This is a genomic window from Enteractinococcus fodinae (assembly GCF_031458395.1).
GTDB lineage: Bacteria > Actinomycetota > Actinomycetes > Actinomycetales > Micrococcaceae > Yaniella > Yaniella fodinae.
Window position 1 is genome coordinate 2,653,761 of the sequence record NZ_JAVDYJ010000001.1, and the last position, 16,107, is coordinate 2,669,867.

The following is a 16,107-nucleotide window of genomic DNA, read 5'->3' on the forward strand; positions in this document are numbered from 1 at the left end:
AGTAAGTGTTAGCACTCACATATGTCACTACTGGTCAACTGTACAGTAATGGTTTGAAGATTCGTAGGGCGCAGGCTGATTTACTCTGCCGCTGCGCGAGAAACCTTCGCGTTGGCAAGGAGTCGCTGCGGATTAAGCCACAGCACGCTGCGCATCCAGTCTGCTCCAAGTCCCCAGTTGTGCAGCGCCTCGAGCTGGTGGCTATAGCTGTAGGGAATGGTCGGAAAGTCTGTCCCCAGCACGATTTTGTCTCGCAGTTCCGCCGCGGTGTCGAGGTAGCCTTCGGGCATGGAACCGAAATTTTGACCAATGAAATCAGTACCGACCATGGTGGTGTCCAGGTACACGTTCGGGGCCTGACGGGCGAGCTGTGCGAATTCGTCGTATTCGGGCATACCCATGTGCGCGATCACCAAGACAAGGTCCGGGTGGCGCTCAACGAGCTTGATGATCGGTTCGGGCCCCGTGTATTCCCCACCGTGCGGGCCTGACCCACAGTGGATCACGACTGGCGTACGAGCCTGGGCGATCAGTTGCCAGGATGTATCGAGAAGCGGGTCCAGCGGAGAGAACGCGCCGACCTGCACATGCACTTTGAAGATTTGAGCGCCGTCAGCAAGGACTTGCCCAACTTGTTCTTCGACACCTGTTTCCGGGTAAAAGGTTGCGGAATGAATCGCATCTTCATATTGGGCAGCGAAGTCGCGTGAATAGTCATTCAACACCTGCGCCATGCCTGGTCGATGCGCGTAATTCAACGTACTGAAGGCCCGAACGTTAAGTTTGCGAAGGATCTGAACTCGCTCGTCGTCGCTGTAACGATAGGCGATCGGCCAGGCCGGCGCGCCCATCTCGGGCAGGCGATCGAAAAAGCCCCAAACTTTCTGCTGGACCCGCTCAGGCATGAAGTGCACGTGCAAATCTATAATCCCCGGTAGGCCTAACGCTGCAATATAGGCTGGGATTTCTTCATCTGAGGTGGGCGGGGTGAGCTGGTTCATCAAGTCTCCTGGAGTCAAGGTGTGAGATTACTGCAGCCCCCATTCTAGTGACCCAGTTCACTGCAACTAGGCGCCGGCACGGAGCTTGGTGGCTCTCCCCTTGAGGCGAGCAGATAACGTATCCTGTGACTGCTGTCCTTCTGATCGCTACACAAGGAGATTTTGTTATGCCTCACATTGCCGTCAGCCTGTATCCGGGGCGCGATGACGCCACGAAACGCGACATTGCCGAAAAACTCCAGCAGTTCTACGTCGAGACCTTCGGAACTGACGAGGAGGCTGTTTCAGTATCCATCGTTGAAGTACCCGGCGAAGAGTTCACTCAGACCATTGAAGAACGCTACCGCCCAGAAGACCTGTACATCGCCTCGCGCGCAGTCTCAAAACCTGAATAAGCTACGCGGCTTCCGGTACGCCAGAAACCCGTTTGGTCAGCGTCTCGGAGTCGTAGTGTCTCAACAGCCACACTGCTACCACCCATGGCAGCACCCCGTATGCCACTTGGATCATGAAGTTGCCCGAGGAAAGCACGAGGTAGGACGGGCCCGGTGGCTTACTGCTGCCCAGGCAGCATTTCAATGAACAACGCATCAGCTGTGGCACACAAGGTGTCACCATGCCATAGCTGCCCGGTCACAAACCGCTTCCGACGCTCTACGGACTCAACTTTTGCGACCAGGTCCAACCGTTGATTTAGTGGGGTGATCGCTTTGTACTCTGTGGTCAAGTAAGCCGTGCGGCACACCCGCCCCTGCGTGCCCGCGGCCATCCGCCCCAGCAGTGCATCAAAAATTGTTGCGACGATCCCACCGTGCATGGCACCGTTCATGCCAATGTAAAATTCACCTGCGGTCGTGTGAGCGTGAATGCGATCGTCTTCCACTTCTTCAAAGATCAACTGCGGGGTAACCAGCTGCAACTTGCCATCACGACCCCCACCTCGGCCGTACCAACGTTCGACCTCCGGTAGCGCCTGGGCTTCCAACATCGCCTGCATCTGTTGCAGCGAGGTTGTCATCTGCTCCAGCTGCTCTGGGCTGGGATTGGCCTGCACCACTGCGTTTTGAAATCCACGCACCGCGGCCAGCATCTCACGATATGCCCGCGTATGCTCCGTCTCCTCAAAATTCTGGCGATGTTTCGCCAGCGCAATTGCATCTACAAAATCCACAGAAGTCATTCACCCACCATAACAACCAAACTTCAAATAGTGAGATATTTCACCCTCAAGCGCGGTGATGTCTCCGGAGCGTGCTGCCGCGCATCGCCTGAAGCAGTCCAACAGGATCGCACCCCAGTCGTACCCAATACTCGGCCCTGATAATAGGCTTCTATCATCACACCGCACACACTCAGGAGAGTTTTTCATGGCCACATGGTTCATTACCGGATGCTCGACGGGCTTCGGCCGTGCCTTGGCACAACAGGTCCTGGCAGCTGGTCACACTGCTGTCATCACCGCCCGCAACGTGGAAGCCGTGACAGATCTTGCAGAAGAATATCCCGATACTGCTGTAGCGCTTGCGCTCGATGTCACTGATGACCAGCAGATTGCCACGACCGTCGAAACCGCTCGGGAACGTCTTGGTGACATTGACGTGCTCGTGAATAATGCCGGCTACGGTTATCGGTCAGCCGTCGAAGAAGGTGAAGACGAGGTCATCCGGCCGATGTTTGAGACCAATTATTTTGGCGCCGTGAAGCTGATCAACGCCGTCTTACCATCGATGCGAGCCCGCAGAGCGGGGATGATCATTAATCTCTCTTCGATCGCCGGTCAGGTGAGCCCCGCTGGTATGGGTTATTATGCGGCGACTAAAGCGGCTTTGGAAGCTACTTCGGAAGCTCTGATGCGAGAGGTTCGTTCTTTGGGCATTCGCGTCTCGGTTGTCCAACCGGGTCCATTCCGCACGGATTTTGCAGGTCGCTCGTTGTACCAGTCTCAGGCGCCGATTGATGACTACGCTGAAACCGCTGGCAAGATCCGCGAAGAAAATAACAGCGTTGATGGCACCCAAGCCGGCGATCCGGTCAAAGCGGCTCAGGCGATTATGAACTTGGCTGAACTAGACAAACCCCCGCTGCGACTGCCGCTGGGGCAGCTAGCTACAGATTTAGCGCAAAAGGATTTGCAACGCCAGCTGGATTATTTAAGGAAATGGGAGCATCTAGGACGCGACACCGATTTTGATTAATCGGCTGCTTGGATGCAGGCTCTACCATGGCGTGCCTTCGGCCAATGTGTTGAAGGCACGCCTGGTCGAAGGCCTACTGTTCTTCGGCGAGCCACGCGCGGATTGCTTCTGAATCCTCGTTCATGGCTGGAGGAGCTTTGCGATACGAGGCCGGTGTCGCGCTGAAGGACAGCGAGTTCCGGACTGTCGGAAGGTCCCCTTCTTTACCGGTGGTCCATAACGGTTCCAGTCCGAGTTCCGAGGCCATCTCGTAGCCTTCCAGCACATTTTGTACTGGCGCCACCGGTAACCCGGCTGCGGACAGCTCGCGGTACCATTCCTGTTTGCCTTGGCGTGACAGTGCCCGTTCTATGCAAGGACGCAGTTCATTGCGGTTGACGTTGCGTTTTTCTGGCGTGTTGAAGCGCTCATCCTCGGCGAGCTCTTCGAGTCCCAGCACCGTACACAATCGACGGAACTGGCCGTTATTTGCGGCCACGACAATAAGGTCGCCATCAGCGGTGGGAAACTGGTTATACGGATAGATCGTCCCGTGTTCTTTCCCTAACCGAGTCGGCACCGTGTCCGTGGTCGTGGCGACCTGATACTGGTTGATCATGGTGAAGATAGCATTGGACAACAAGTTATTCTCCAGCAACTGGCCCTCCCCAGTGACCTCGCGGTGCCGCAACGCACTTGAAATGCCCACGGCGGTCATCATCCCGGCGGTCAGATCGAACAGCGAAACCCCTGATCGAACAGGTGGGCCATCGGGGTCCCCGTTCATGTCCATCAGCCCAGACATCCCCTGAACCAGGATGTCGTAGCCGGGTAGATCGCGGCCGCCCTCTTGCGTGCCGAACCCACTGATATGGGTGTAAATAATGCTGGGGTTCAACTCGCGCACGGCCTCATAGCCGAGTCCAAATTTGTCGATCGAGCCGGGTTTGAAGTTGTGGATGAACACATCTGCTTTGGCCGCGATTTGTTTTGCGACCTCAAGATCCTCGGCGTCCTTGAAGTCTAAGGTAATCGCGTGCTTATTGCGGTTGACCGACTGATAGTAACTGGCCACGCCTTCATACGCTGGTGGCATCCAGCTTCTGGTGTCGTCACCCTGCGGACCCTCGACCTTGATCACGGTTGCCCCGAGGTCCGCCAGAATCACCGTTGCATACGGACCGGCCAAGACCCGGGAAAAGTCTGCCACGACAACGCCCGCAAGCGGTCCAGTTGGATTCGTAGTTTCGTTTAAGCCCACCACGTCGATTTCACTCCTTATTCATGAATCCGCAGCTACTAGCTGTTGATCGTTTCGCCTTGTTGTTCCAACAGGCTCCGTATTTCTCGTTTGAGAACCTTGCCAGCATCAGACGTTGGAAGTTTCTCGACGAAATGCAGCTCACGAATTTTCTGATACGGCAGCACTCTATCCGCAACGAATCTTAAAATGTCCTGTGCGGCATCTTCGTAGCCTTCATTGGCGACCACAAAGGCCACGGGAACTTCACCCACATCGTCTACTTCGCGCCCGACGACACTGACTTCAGCGACCCCAGGATGTTCCGCAGCAACTTGTTCCAGCTCTTTCGGGTACACGTTGTAGCCCTTATAGGTGAGCATGTCCTTGGCCCGGTCGCGGATCCAAATGAAACCGGTCGAATCACGCATCCCGATATCGCCGGTTTTGAGCCAACCATCGACGAACTGCTCAGCAGTTTGTTCAGGGGCGTTACTGTACCCGTCGGTGACTTGCGGGCCGCGGATCCACAGCTCACCTTCTTCGTTGTCCCCGAGTACAGTTCTGCCATCGGTATCGCGAATCTCGATGGTGGTATCAGCAACAGGTAGCCCGACGCTGCCAAGCTTGGTGATGCTGTCATCGGTCAACGGCGAAGCGGTGGCCAAACACGAAGCTTCGGTTAATCCATAGCCCTCGATGATCTTGGCATTGGGCAGCACGGTCGCGACTTTCTTTGCTGCCGCGTCGGTCATCGGGGCCGCCCCTGACACAGCGACGCGGATGCTCGGGAGCACGGCACCGGTTTTTCTGCCGTGGTCTGCCAGCGCAAGATACATCGGTGGGTTGCCCGATACGTACTGCACATCCCACGCTTGCACGTCCCGGAAAAATGTTTCTGCGTTAAACCGGCGCTGTAAAACGATGGTGATGCCAGCGATCAAAAAGGACGCGCAGTTGACGAGTCCCTGAGCGTGAAACAGCGGCGGAACCTGAACGGTGGCGGCCTCCCCCGGGATGATCGGGTTGATCTCACGAAGCGGTGTGGGCTCGAGGGCAAGAACGGTCTGTGGGTCAGGAACGATAAATGACGCGAATCGCCACGCGCACATCTGTGTCACGTTGGCTATCACGTTGCGATGCAGGACCCGCACCCCTTTGGGATCTCCCGTGGTTCCTCCGGTAAAGGCCAAGTGTGCCACATCATGGGTCGAGACCTCAGCTGGCACGAAATCCGGCTTGGGTTGTGCCAACAGTTCGGCAAGTTGAACCATCGGAGTCTTGCCGAATGACGGAAGCTGGGTCTCGTCATCTTCTTGTATCGCGATGATCCGTGCCAGTGGTAGCGTCTCGACCACTTCTGCCAGTGGTTCAGCGTGCGCCGCATGGGTAATGACAGCTTTCGCCTGGGTCTCGGTCAACTGCCGTGCTAGGGCCACCGGCGGCTGTAGCGGGTTGACCGGTGTAATAGCGGCACCAGTGAGGAGTGCCCCATAATAGGCCGTGAAGAAATGCAGGTTATTCGGCAAATGTAGCCCCACGGTATCGCCGGTGCCCACCCCGTGTGCTTGTAAGTCGGAAGCGACAGACTGCGCATTGACTAATAGCTGCCGGTAGCTCAGCGTTTCCTCGCCATCAACGACAGCAATTCGATCACCGTACCGATGAGCTGCTGAAATCAGCAGATCAGGTACGGTCGCCTCCACGTAATCCAATGTTCGTGGCATACCCGGCGGGTAGTAGTACTGCATAGTCTGTCCCTTCTCGACTGTACTCATCGGTGCCGGCTTAGCGCCCGGCCCATTGGGGCGCGCGTTTTTCCGCAAATGCGGTAGCGCCTTCTTTCGCGTCTTCAGAAGCGAAGACCGGACCAGTGATTTCCGCCTGCTTGTCGAACTTCTCGTCCTCCGACCAGCCTGGAGATTCTGTGATGATTCGCTTGGAAGCTTTCACCGCAAGTGGTCCGTTGGCGGCAATGGCATTGGCCAGCTTAATCGCTTCCTCCAGGGCTTCACCTGCGGCGGTCAGCCGGTTCACGAAGCCGTGCCGGTAGCCAAATTCCGCCTCGTAGATGTCACCGGTCAGGGCCATCTCCATCGCGACAGCCCGGTGTGTGCGCTTCGGAAGCTCCAACAGTCCCCCTGCGGCAGCGGCAAGACCGCGCTTAACCTCAGGGATCCCGAATTTTGCTGCTTCAGAAGCGACCACTAAGTCACACGCCAGCATGGTTTCGAATCCACCAGCTAGCGCGTAGCCTTCCACGGCAGCAATGACGGGCTTGGTCGGTGGGCGTTGGGTCAGTGCCAGGAAACCTCGTCCTGGAATCGATGGGCGCTCACCACGTACGAAGGCTTTCAGGTCCATGCCGGAGCAGAAGGTTTGGCCAGCACCGGTGATGACCGCGACGAACAGCTCGTCGTTGGCTTCGAAATCGTCAATGATTTCTGCCATCTGTTCAGCCATGGCTGCCGTGGCAGCGTTTTTGGCTTCCGGTCGGTTCAAGGTGATGACCAGGACTGATCCCTGGACCTCGGTGAGTACTTCTCGGTCAGCTGCGCGGTTTTCCACCATATTTGCGGTTCCTATCTAATCGTCGAGACGTCTTGACTTCGCGAGCCTTAGCGAGGGGCCATGCGAATGGCGCCGTCCATGCGGATGGTCTCACCGTTAATCATGGCGTTTTCGATAATGGACAAGGCCAGGTGAGCGAACTCGTCTGGTCGACCCAAGCGAGCCGGGTGGGGAACCATCTGTGCCAGGGACTCCCGGACTTCGTCCGAAGCATTCGCCAGCAATGGAGTGTCAACAGTGCCGGGAGCAATGGTGACCACACGGATCTTCTTCGATGCGAAGTCACGCGCTGCACATAGCGTTAGCGAGACAACCCCGCCCTTGGAAGCCGCGTAGGCGGCCTGACCGATTTGGCCTTCGTAGGCTGCAACCGAGGCGGTGAAGATGATGACGCCACGTTCACCGTCGAGCTCTTCGTTTTTCGCCATCCGGGCGCCTGCCTGGCTTGCAACGACCATGGTTCCAACCAGGTTCACATCAATAATGCGTTTCAGGTGCTCAAGATCGCCCGGGGAGCCGTCTTTTTGCACCAGACGCATCGGCCCGCCGATACCTGCACAGTGGACGACTGCGCGTAAATCGCCCAATTCTGTTGCAGCGTCCATCGCCGCTGCAACCTGTTCTTCGTTCGTCACGTTTGTTTCAACGAACTGAATCGCATCGCCGAGTTCGGCAGCAACCTCGTCCTTCGGGGGGTTCAAGTCTGCAACGACGACTTTTTTCGCGCCTTCGCTGACGAGCCGCTGGACGGTCGCCAGACCAATTCCGGACGCTCCACCGGTAACAAGGGCAACATGACCACGAATATCCATAAAATCTCTCCAGTTGTTCGTGAGGTTCTTGAAACCTCATAAGTAATTATTTGGTTGCTAAGTCCGCGCAGCGCGCGGGGCGTGAAGAAAGTCTCGAGTTGAGCAGCCCGTTATTTCCGGCTGGCTGACAGGCCCATGTCTTTGGCGATGATCGATTTCATGATCTCGGAGGTGCCCCCGTAAATTCGGGTGACGCGGGCATCGGTGTATAGACGCGCAATCGGGTATTCCAGGATGTAGCCATACCCACCGTGTACCTGGAGGCATTTGTCGACGACCCGGGCCTGAACTTCGGTTGTGAACAGCTTCAGACGTGCCGCATCGGCCGGGCTCAATTCACCGGCATCGTGTGCTTCCAACGCATTGTCTAACAGCGCCTGAGCGGCCTGCACTTCGGTGGAGCATTCAGCGAGTACAAACTTGGTGTTCTGGAATTCTTTGAGCGAGGTACCAAAGACTTTGCGTTCTTCGGCGTATTCCACAGCGAAGTTGATGGCTGCTTGAGCACTGGCAACCGCATTGACGGCGATGGTCAGACGCTCTTGTGGAAGGTTGTGGCTCAGATACTCGAAGGCTTTGCCTTCCTCGCCGAGCAAGTCTTCGGCGGGCACTTTGACATCAGTAAAGGACAGCTCCGCCGTATCCTGCGCCTTGATGCCGATTTTTTCGAGCTCACGGCCCTTTTCAAAGCCTTCACTCTCGACATCCACGACGAAGATAGACAGGCCGCCGCGACGGTTATTTTCATCGAACGGCGAGGTGCGCGCTACCACGAGCACACGGTCGGCCAACACGCCACCGGTGATGAAGGTTTTGGCACCGTTGAGGATGTACTGCTCGCCATCCCATTCGGCTCGAGTGCGAATACCGGTGAGGTCAGAGCCGGTGCCCGGTTCAGTCATGGCAATGGCGGTCATCATCGTGCCCGCGGCCATGCCTGGCAGCCAGCGCTGTTTCTGCTCTTCATTGGCGTAGCTCATGATGTAGGGCAGGACCAGGTCTTGGTGGACCCGGAGGGTGCCGAGCGAAGTTGCAGCGTATGCGGTTTCTTCGGTCAGGATCGCGTTGTATTTGAAGGTGTCCGTCTGGCCACCGCCACCGTATTCTTCTGGGATCTGCAGGCCGGTCAGACCCATTTCGCCCATCTTGGCGAGGAAGGATTTATCTATCTTGCCGTTTTCTTCGAAGCTGTCGAAGACCGGGACGAGTTCTTGTGCGACAAATTCACGCACCATTTCCCGGAACTCATCGTGATCCTCGTTGAAAATTGTTCTGCGCATCATTGCATGCTCCTTCTTCGGTGGGTAGACATTGCGATTCAGTAGGTGACAGGTGACCGTGGGGCTAGGGCGTTAGCACACCTTAGAACCTCGGCTCTTTCGTGCCTTTGGCATCATCCAACGGTCCTGTTGTGGCAGTTGGGGCTGCTGCAGCAACCACTTCAGGCAGTGGCTCTTGTTGTTTGTGCTGTTGGTCGCGGTCTTCGATCTGGTCGTCGGTGAGTTGCTCTTCAGCCGGCAGTTTGGCGATGCGTGCTCGTTCCCTGGCGGCGGACTCTTCTGGCCCGCCGGCATTCCAGAAGCGGATCACTACCATTGCCAGGACGGCGACGGCCAGACCCACCAGGCTGGTGTTGAGTTCGGGTGCGAACGCCAGCAGGCCGGCGACGAATAGCACGATTCGCATTGGGATGTTGATCCGACGGTTCACACCAATCGCCCACCCCTCGAATGCACACGCGAGGAAGAATACGCCAAGAATGGCGAAAACGGTAGTGTACGCAATCTCCAACAGTGTGGATTCTTGGGCAAGCAGCGCAGGGTTGAACACAAACGCAAACGGAACGATATATTTCACCATGCCCAGTCTCATGGCCACGAAGGCTGTGGCCATTGGCGGGGTTCGCGCGATGTTCGCGGCGGCGAAGGACGCCAGGGCGACCGGTGGGGTGATGTACGAAACGGTGGCCCAGTAGATAACGAACAGGTGCGCACCGATCGGGTTGATCCCCATGCCCGTCAGCGCTGGTGCCATAACAATCGCGAGGAACACGTAGACAGCAGACACTGTCATACCCATGCCAAGCACGAATGACACGATGGCACCGGTGATGAGGATCAGCCACAGGTTATCGCCGACGAGTTCGAGAATCTCACGTGCCATCGACAGTGACACACCGGTCATGGATAGGCCGCCCACGATCAGTCCCACCCCGGCGATAATGCCGATGATCTCGCTAATGGTGCGACCGGAGGCGTAGAGGAACTCATAAAAACTTTTCGGGGTCAGCCGGTTTGGGCCATAGAAGATCGAAATAACTAATAAGAAACCGACGATCCAGTACGGTGCCTGTCGCTCGTTGCCGGTGACCATGAGCACGCCGATGAGTCCCACGAAGGCCAGCACGTAGGGCCAGCCTTGGATGATCACGTTGATAACATTCGGCATGCCTTTTCGTGATTCTCCGCCGAGTCCGGCTTTGGCTGCGTAGGCGTCAACTTGGAACAGGGTGCCCAAGTAATACAGCAGTGCGGGAATAGCTGCGGCAAGTGCGATCTCGGTATAAGGCACTCCGACGAAAGCGACCATGAGGAACGCTGCGGCACCCATGATGGGCGGAGTAATGGTTCCGCCGGTCGAGGCAGTCGATTCAACGCCGGCCGCATACCGGCCTGGGAAGCCAGATTTTTTCATTGCTGGGATGGTCATAGGACCGGTGGTCAATACATTTGAAACGGCAGACCCGGACATCATGCCCATCAGACCTGACGAGACGACCGAGACTTTCGCCTGGCCTCCGCGGAAGCGCCCAAAGATGGCACGTGCCACGTTGAAGAAGAACGAGGCTGCCCCAGTGTGTTGCAGCGCGACACCAAAGAGCAAGAAGCCGATCAGGATCGACCCGGCAGTCTGAAGCGGTAGCCCCATAATGCCCTCATTGCCCATCACGTGGATCCGAGCTGTGTCACTCAGACCGTATTGGATTCCCTGCAAGAACGGCACGGGGATTTCCATGGCCAAGACGGGGTAGACGGAAAAGACGAAGGCGATAATCGTGACGATGAGGCCTGCGGTGCGGCGGAGCGCTTCCAGCGCGATGAGCCACATGGCAAATGAAAATACCAGCGCGATGAGCGGGTAACTCAGGGATTTATCCCAGCCCATATTGATGATGTCTTCGCCGTTGAAGCCGAAGTAGGCACAGATGACGAACACTAATGCCGCGATGCCTACGTCGTACCACGGGATACCGTCTGTTTGCATGCCTTTCTTAGCCGGAAAGATCAGAAATACCATCGGCAGGAAGCAGCCAAGCAGGAAGAACAGGTAGCTGTTGGGCAGAATGACGATCCCAAATGGGTTCCAGAAAAACGCTGCATTCAGAGCAAGTAAGATGCCCACCATTGTCAACACGACAATCACAGCTCTCCATAGCGGAGTAACTCTAGTCTTCATGATTTCCTTCTGAATTGTGACAGGACACAACTGATGCGACGCCTCTGACGGGAGGGTCAACCAAGCTTGTTATCCTGAAGTTCTAGTTGCCGACGGGGACGTGGGGTGCGTTTTCGTTCTTCCACTCTTCCCAAGTTTCCTCGAGCTCGTTTTCGGGCGTAGTCTCTAAGACTTCGGGCCACCCTTCTCGCAGTTTTTCGCCTCGTTCGATAAGGGTCTGGTTGCGTTCCTCGTGTTCTTCAGTCCACATGTCGTGTTCTTCGAGGTAGCGGATCAGCCCTTCGTGGTGAGGCAGCACCTGGGGCATCCAGTTGATGTCTTCGAACTTCCAGTCCTTGGTGGTTGCGGTGGCATTCTCATAGCGCGGGAAAGACTCGTGGAACGCTTTGACGAGTGCATATACCTCGTCTGCATCGAAATCTGCGTACGTCACGATTTGAATCGGGTAGGTCGGACCACGCTTCACATCTTCGTCTTCCATGCCGATGGTCGACTCAAACTCATTAATGCTGACAGTCGGGGCCATTGCTTGTAGCCGGGCTTCGTCTTCCTCGTCGCCATCAAAGTCGATCCAGCGGAAGTCCTTTTGAGATGCGATCTCGACGATTGCTGGTGACTCGGCTCCGAAGAACACCATGTCGAGCCCGCCATTATCCATAAGCTCAGGCTGGTCTGCGTATTCCACTGGCACCTGTTGGACGTCGTCAGGTTCTAAGCCCGCATAGTCTAGGATGCCCAGGATCTTTTCTTGGGCAGAGGGGCTTGCGGTCATCCAGGGGACGCGCTTGCCTTCGAGGTCTTCCAAGGTCTCGATACCGGTGCTGGTCAGCGTGCCGACGGTCACCGTGGTGGGTGGTAGCCAGACGTTGCGAAGATCCTGTGGCCCCCACTCGGGTGCCACGAATTCGTATTTGCCTTCGAACGCGTAAAACGCCTCATCGGAGAGCCGAGCAAACTGCGCTTGTCCGGTGCGCAACGGGGTGACGCGCCCCATGGCTGTGCTTGAACCAACCATCCGAACTTGCATGTCATAGTCACTAATCAGGACCTCTGCCACCGCGGCCTGTTCGGCATAGTTCGAGGTTCCCACGGGATAGCTTGTCCAGACACTGGTAATCGGCAAGCCGTTCTCGTGCGTGCCAGCTGGAGTGCTTTCAACTGGGGTGCCTGTGCTCATCACCTGAGTGCAGCCGGTCAGCGCTAACGCAGCGACAGCCGACAAAGCCATGACTCTTGGCGTAGCGAGAGGCATTTTCATCATTTTGCTCCTGAAGAGGGAAAGTTCGTAACGAAAGAGGTAGTAGCGTGCGACTGCTGGAGGAAACGTTTTGTCAGGGTCGGACTCGCATTGGTATTGACACACTCAAGCGCATGTGATCTAGGCGACACCTGGCCAGCACCACGGGCAGTCGAATCACCGTGTGCGCTACCCTTGACGGCAGTCCGTAGAGGGCGGTGAGCTAACCGTTCGAAGCGACCCTTACCTAGTCTGGGGCCGGATATACCGGCGAGAGGATCGGCGGGATCAATGTGCTGCGAGCACTTCAAGACACCCTCCTCCTCACACGGCACTTGGACTCCGAAGACAAATCTGAACGTGGCGAGCCAAGTCTCACGACCCTGTGACTCCATTCACTGACTGTACTAGCCTGCTGGATTTGAACAAAATGTTCAATGTGACGGGGCATTCATTGCCAAAGAGTAAGAGTGGTAAGCGTGCCAGGCATAAATCTCATACCGAGTGACTTAGCCGAAGGGCCAGGGCTTACTCGGAGTGCGGCACCTTCTGCCAGCGACGCGGTGCTCAGTACTTCTCACCGGCCCGACGGTCAGCTGCATATGGCGGGCTGCAATGAGCGCAAGCTATCGTCGCTGCGGGAAAGACCGTGCCAGACGAGCAAGCGTTACTGACCCTCCAAGCAGGCTTATTGGCGGAGCCCCCACGGACAAACCGCTGAAATGGCACGTGGAAGAAGTCGCCGATACCGCCACCGTTTCCGACCCCCGAGACCAGCATTGAGGATAAGTAGTTCTTGGGCTGATTCGCCCATGCTCCCCCAAGCCGGGCTCGCATCGGCATGACCCCAGGGATGCGGCACACTGTATTGATACCGCAACTGGAAAAACCTAAGGGGCAAAAGGCATTGGACGGCAATGGCATTTATCACACAGGATAGAAGGTACCCAACCTGACCACAGAAGCGTCGAGCTGCTCCCCTGCTACGAGCAGCTCGCTTTATGTCGCGGGCGCCGAACCACAGCAGCGCCACGATTTCACCTTGCGCTCGTGGTCCCGTGATCATTGAGGAGAAACATGGAAGCTGAAGAATTCACGCACGTTCTTGATACCGTTCGGTCTTTTGTTCGCAACGAAGTTGTGCCGGCCGAAGATGAAATCGAGAAGTCAGACCAGATCCCAGCGCACATCAAAGAAGCTGCAGCAGATATGGGTCTCTTCGGCTTCGCCATCCCGGAAGAATACGGTGGCCTCGGGGTCACGATGACCGAAGAAGCTCAACTGGTGATGGAACTGGGTTGGACGACACCGTCCTTCCGCTCGATGTTCGGAACCAATAACGGTATTGCCGGGCAGGTACTCGTGAATGCTGGAACCGAGGCGCAGAAGGAACGCTTCCTACCCGGTCTGGCTGCCGGAGAGCTCGTCGCGTCGTTCGCGCTGACCGAGTCCGAAGCCGGCTCGGATCCAAGCGGTCTGCGTACCAAAGCTGTGCGCGATGGCGATTGCTACATCTTGAACGGTCAGAAGCGCTTCATCACTAATGCTGACCAATCAGACCTGCTCATGGTCTTTGCTCGCACCGGTGACACCGGCAGCCCAGCACAGGATATTTCTGTGTTCGTGGTCGATACGAAGTCGGAAGGCGTGACCGTCTCCGCTCGCGACGAGAAAATGGGACAGCGCGGTGCGAGCACCTCAGAAATTTACTTCGACGACGTTCGCGTGCCTGCTGACCGTCTCGTTGGCGAGGTAGAAGGCGAAGGCTACGTGACGGCTATGCGGTCACTGACCAAGGGCCGTCTCCACATCGCAGCGCTGTGTGTGGGCCTTTCTCGCCGACTCCTACAAGAAAGCCTCGAGCACGCCACCACGACCACGCAAGGTGGTACCGTCCTGTCAGATTTCCAGTTCGTCCAGGGCATGCTGGCTGAGATGGAAGCCGAATCCTACGCCGGTGCAGCCATGGTCATGAAGGCCGCCAAGGAATGGGACGAGGGCACGGATCGCCGGATGGCACCATCAAGCGCCAAACTGTTCTGTACAGAAATGGTCGGTCGCGCCGCAGATACCGCCGTGCAGATCCACGGCGGAACGGGATACATGCGCTCCGTACCGGTTGAGCGTTTCTACCGGGATGCACGCTTGTTCCGTCTCTACGAAGGCACCAGCGAAATTCAAAAGATTATCATTGCCAAGCAGCTGGTCAAGTCCATGAAGTAACGCCCCGCTGAGCGCGCTCCTGCGCACGCTGCAGGAGTGCCGATCGCGGCTCCACTCGATGTCACATCGAACAGTCGGGGCCGACGATACCCAATAATTAGTGTCTAACTGAAGGAAGTGAATTGCGGACATGACGCAAACTGGCGGCTTACTCAAAGGCCTGCGCATCATTGAGCTCTCAAGCTTCGTCGCGACCCCACTGTGCGGCATGGTGCTGGCCCAACTCGGCGCCGAGGTCATCCGTGTCGAACACACCAGCGGTGGCCCTGATCGCGGTCGGTGGCCATTGGCCAAAGACGGCACGAGCCTGTACTGGACCGGCCTCAACCGTGGCAAGTCAGCCATTGCGGTTGACCTGAAAAGCGACGAAGGTCAAGACCTGATCGCAGATCTGGTCACCTCCGGTGGTCCCAACGGGGGCATCTTGATCAGCAACACGGATCGGTATGCCAAACTTGTAGATGCCGAATTGCGTCAGCGTCGCCCCGATCTGGTGCACGTGCAGTTGATGGGTAAAAACGACGGCGGCACCGCGGTGGATTACACCGTGCAGGCCGGCACCGGGTTCCCGCTGCTAACGGGCGACGCAGGAGAAGCCGCCCCGGTCAACAACCCGGTCCCAGCGTGGGACCTGACTGCCGGACTGTATCTGGCAACGGGCTTATTGGCAGCCGTTCATCGTCGTACCGCCACCCAGGAAGGCAGCTTCGTCCAGGTTGCACTCGAAGACGTAGCACTGGCCACCGCCGGTCAGCTCGGGTACCTCGCGGACGCCCAGCTTCAAGCTGGTCCTGCTCGTGAGGCGGACGGCAACTACGTCTACGGTTCCTTCGGTCGAGACTTCGAAAGTGCCGACAATGAGCGCATCATGATCGTGGCCCTGACACCGCGTCAGTGGAAGGACCTGGTCGCGATGACGGGGTTGGAAGACGCACTGGCTTCCCTAGAACCTGTGCTCGGCGCGGACTTTAGTCAAGAAGGCGATCGCTATCGTCATCGACAAGTCCTGTCGGCGCTGATTGGCAACTGGTTCGCCCAGCGCAACGCGGCAGAGATCCGTGAAGAACTGGCGAAAACCCGGATTCTGTGGTCGCCGTACCGCACCTTCGAGGACCTGACATCGAACGATGCGCAGTACCTCAAAGACCATCCGATGTTCGACGAGGTCTCCGAAGACGGCGTTGGTTCTTACTATGCGCCACGCTCTGCGCTGGTCGTCGACGGTTCCGCCACGACTCCACAACCTGCCCCAGAAATTGGCGCAGATACCGACCGAATCCTCACTGACTATGTGGGTCTGGACGAAGCCCGTCTTTCCCAGCTCGCTAGCGAAGGCGTCGTCACCCAAGCCCGCTGATACCCCCGTTGGGTAATCACCCAGACACCATCTCTC

13 protein-coding genes are annotated in these 16,107 nt (G+C 57.1%); 4 read left to right on the top strand and 9 right to left on the bottom strand.

Features of this window, described 5'->3' with window-relative positions; all coding sequences use genetic code 11:
- Positions 1-80 precede the first annotated feature (80 nt).
- Positions 81-1,001, bottom strand: a complete 921-nt coding sequence (locus J2S62_RS12445) for an amidohydrolase family protein (protein WP_310175204.1) — start codon at positions 999-1,001, stop codon at positions 81-83.
- 167 nt (positions 1,002-1,168) lie between these two features.
- On the opposite strand from J2S62_RS12445, the gene J2S62_RS12450 reads away from it, so the two are divergent.
- Positions 1,169-1,396, top strand: a complete 228-nt coding sequence (locus tag J2S62_RS12450) for a tautomerase family protein (RefSeq protein WP_310175207.1) — start codon at positions 1,169-1,171, stop codon at positions 1,394-1,396.
- A 158-nt stretch (positions 1,397-1,554) separates the two neighbouring features.
- Here the strand turns inward: J2S62_RS12450 and J2S62_RS12455 are convergent, their stop codons facing one another.
- On the bottom strand, positions 1,555-2,181 hold the full coding sequence (locus tag J2S62_RS12455) for a PaaI family thioesterase (protein ID WP_310175209.1): 627 nt from the start codon (positions 2,179-2,181) through the stop codon (positions 1,555-1,557).
- 187 nt (positions 2,182-2,368) lie between these two features.
- On the opposite strand from J2S62_RS12455, the gene J2S62_RS12460 reads away from it, so the two are divergent.
- Positions 2,369-3,196 carry an oxidoreductase gene (locus J2S62_RS12460; RefSeq protein ID WP_310175211.1) on the top strand — a complete coding sequence of 276 codons (828 nt, stop codon included), beginning with the start codon at positions 2,369-2,371 and terminating at the stop codon, positions 3,194-3,196.
- A 73-nt stretch (positions 3,197-3,269) separates the two neighbouring features.
- On the opposite strand, the gene J2S62_RS12465 is transcribed toward J2S62_RS12460, so the two are convergent.
- The 7 genes from J2S62_RS12465 to J2S62_RS12495 form a co-directional block, all read right to left on the bottom strand.
- The gene (locus J2S62_RS12465; protein ID WP_310175213.1) at positions 3,270-4,439 is read right to left on the bottom strand and encodes a CaiB/BaiF CoA transferase family protein; all 1,170 of its coding nucleotides are present in this window, start codon (positions 4,437-4,439) and stop codon (positions 3,270-3,272) included.
- A 35-nt stretch (positions 4,440-4,474) separates the two neighbouring features.
- Positions 4,475-6,193 carry a class I adenylate-forming enzyme family protein gene (locus tag J2S62_RS12470; protein WP_310175215.1) on the bottom strand — a complete coding sequence of 573 codons (1,719 nt, stop codon included), beginning with the start codon at positions 6,191-6,193 and terminating at the stop codon, positions 4,475-4,477.
- Positions 6,194-6,203: 10 nt separating this feature from the next.
- Entirely contained in the window at positions 6,204-6,986 is a 783-nt protein-coding gene (locus tag J2S62_RS12475) for a crotonase/enoyl-CoA hydratase family protein (RefSeq protein ID WP_310175217.1), read from the bottom strand.
- A gap of 47 nt (positions 6,987-7,033) precedes the next feature.
- Positions 7,034-7,798: an SDR family NAD(P)-dependent oxidoreductase gene (locus tag J2S62_RS12480; protein ID WP_310175219.1), complete on the bottom strand. Its 765-nt coding sequence runs from the start codon at positions 7,796-7,798 to the stop codon at positions 7,034-7,036.
- Between the two features lie 110 nt (positions 7,799-7,908).
- On the bottom strand, positions 7,909-9,081 hold the full coding sequence (locus tag J2S62_RS12485; RefSeq protein ID WP_310175221.1) for an acyl-CoA dehydrogenase family protein: 1,173 nt from the start codon (positions 9,079-9,081) through the stop codon (positions 7,909-7,911).
- A gap of 79 nt (positions 9,082-9,160) precedes the next feature.
- Positions 9,161-11,254 (bottom strand): TRAP transporter permease, encoded by a 2,094-nt coding sequence (locus tag J2S62_RS12490; protein ID WP_310175223.1) that lies wholly within the window; start codon positions 11,252-11,254, stop codon positions 9,161-9,163.
- 82 nt (positions 11,255-11,336) lie between these two features.
- Positions 11,337-12,476 carry a TAXI family TRAP transporter solute-binding subunit gene (locus J2S62_RS12495; RefSeq protein ID WP_310175226.1) on the bottom strand — a complete coding sequence of 380 codons (1,140 nt, stop codon included), beginning with the start codon at positions 12,474-12,476 and terminating at the stop codon, positions 11,337-11,339.
- A gap of 1,092 nt (positions 12,477-13,568) precedes the next feature.
- Between J2S62_RS12495 and J2S62_RS12500 the strand changes: the two genes are divergently transcribed.
- Together J2S62_RS12500 and J2S62_RS12505 are read left to right on the top strand one after the other, a co-directional pair.
- The gene (locus J2S62_RS12500; RefSeq protein WP_310175228.1) at positions 13,569-14,714 is read left to right on the top strand and encodes an acyl-CoA dehydrogenase family protein; all 1,146 of its coding nucleotides are present in this window, start codon (positions 13,569-13,571) and stop codon (positions 14,712-14,714) included.
- Between the two features lie 130 nt (positions 14,715-14,844).
- Positions 14,845-16,071 (top strand): CoA transferase, encoded by a 1,227-nt coding sequence (locus J2S62_RS12505; RefSeq protein WP_310175230.1) that lies wholly within the window; start codon positions 14,845-14,847, stop codon positions 16,069-16,071.
- The last annotated feature ends 36 nt before the right edge of the window (positions 16,072-16,107 follow it).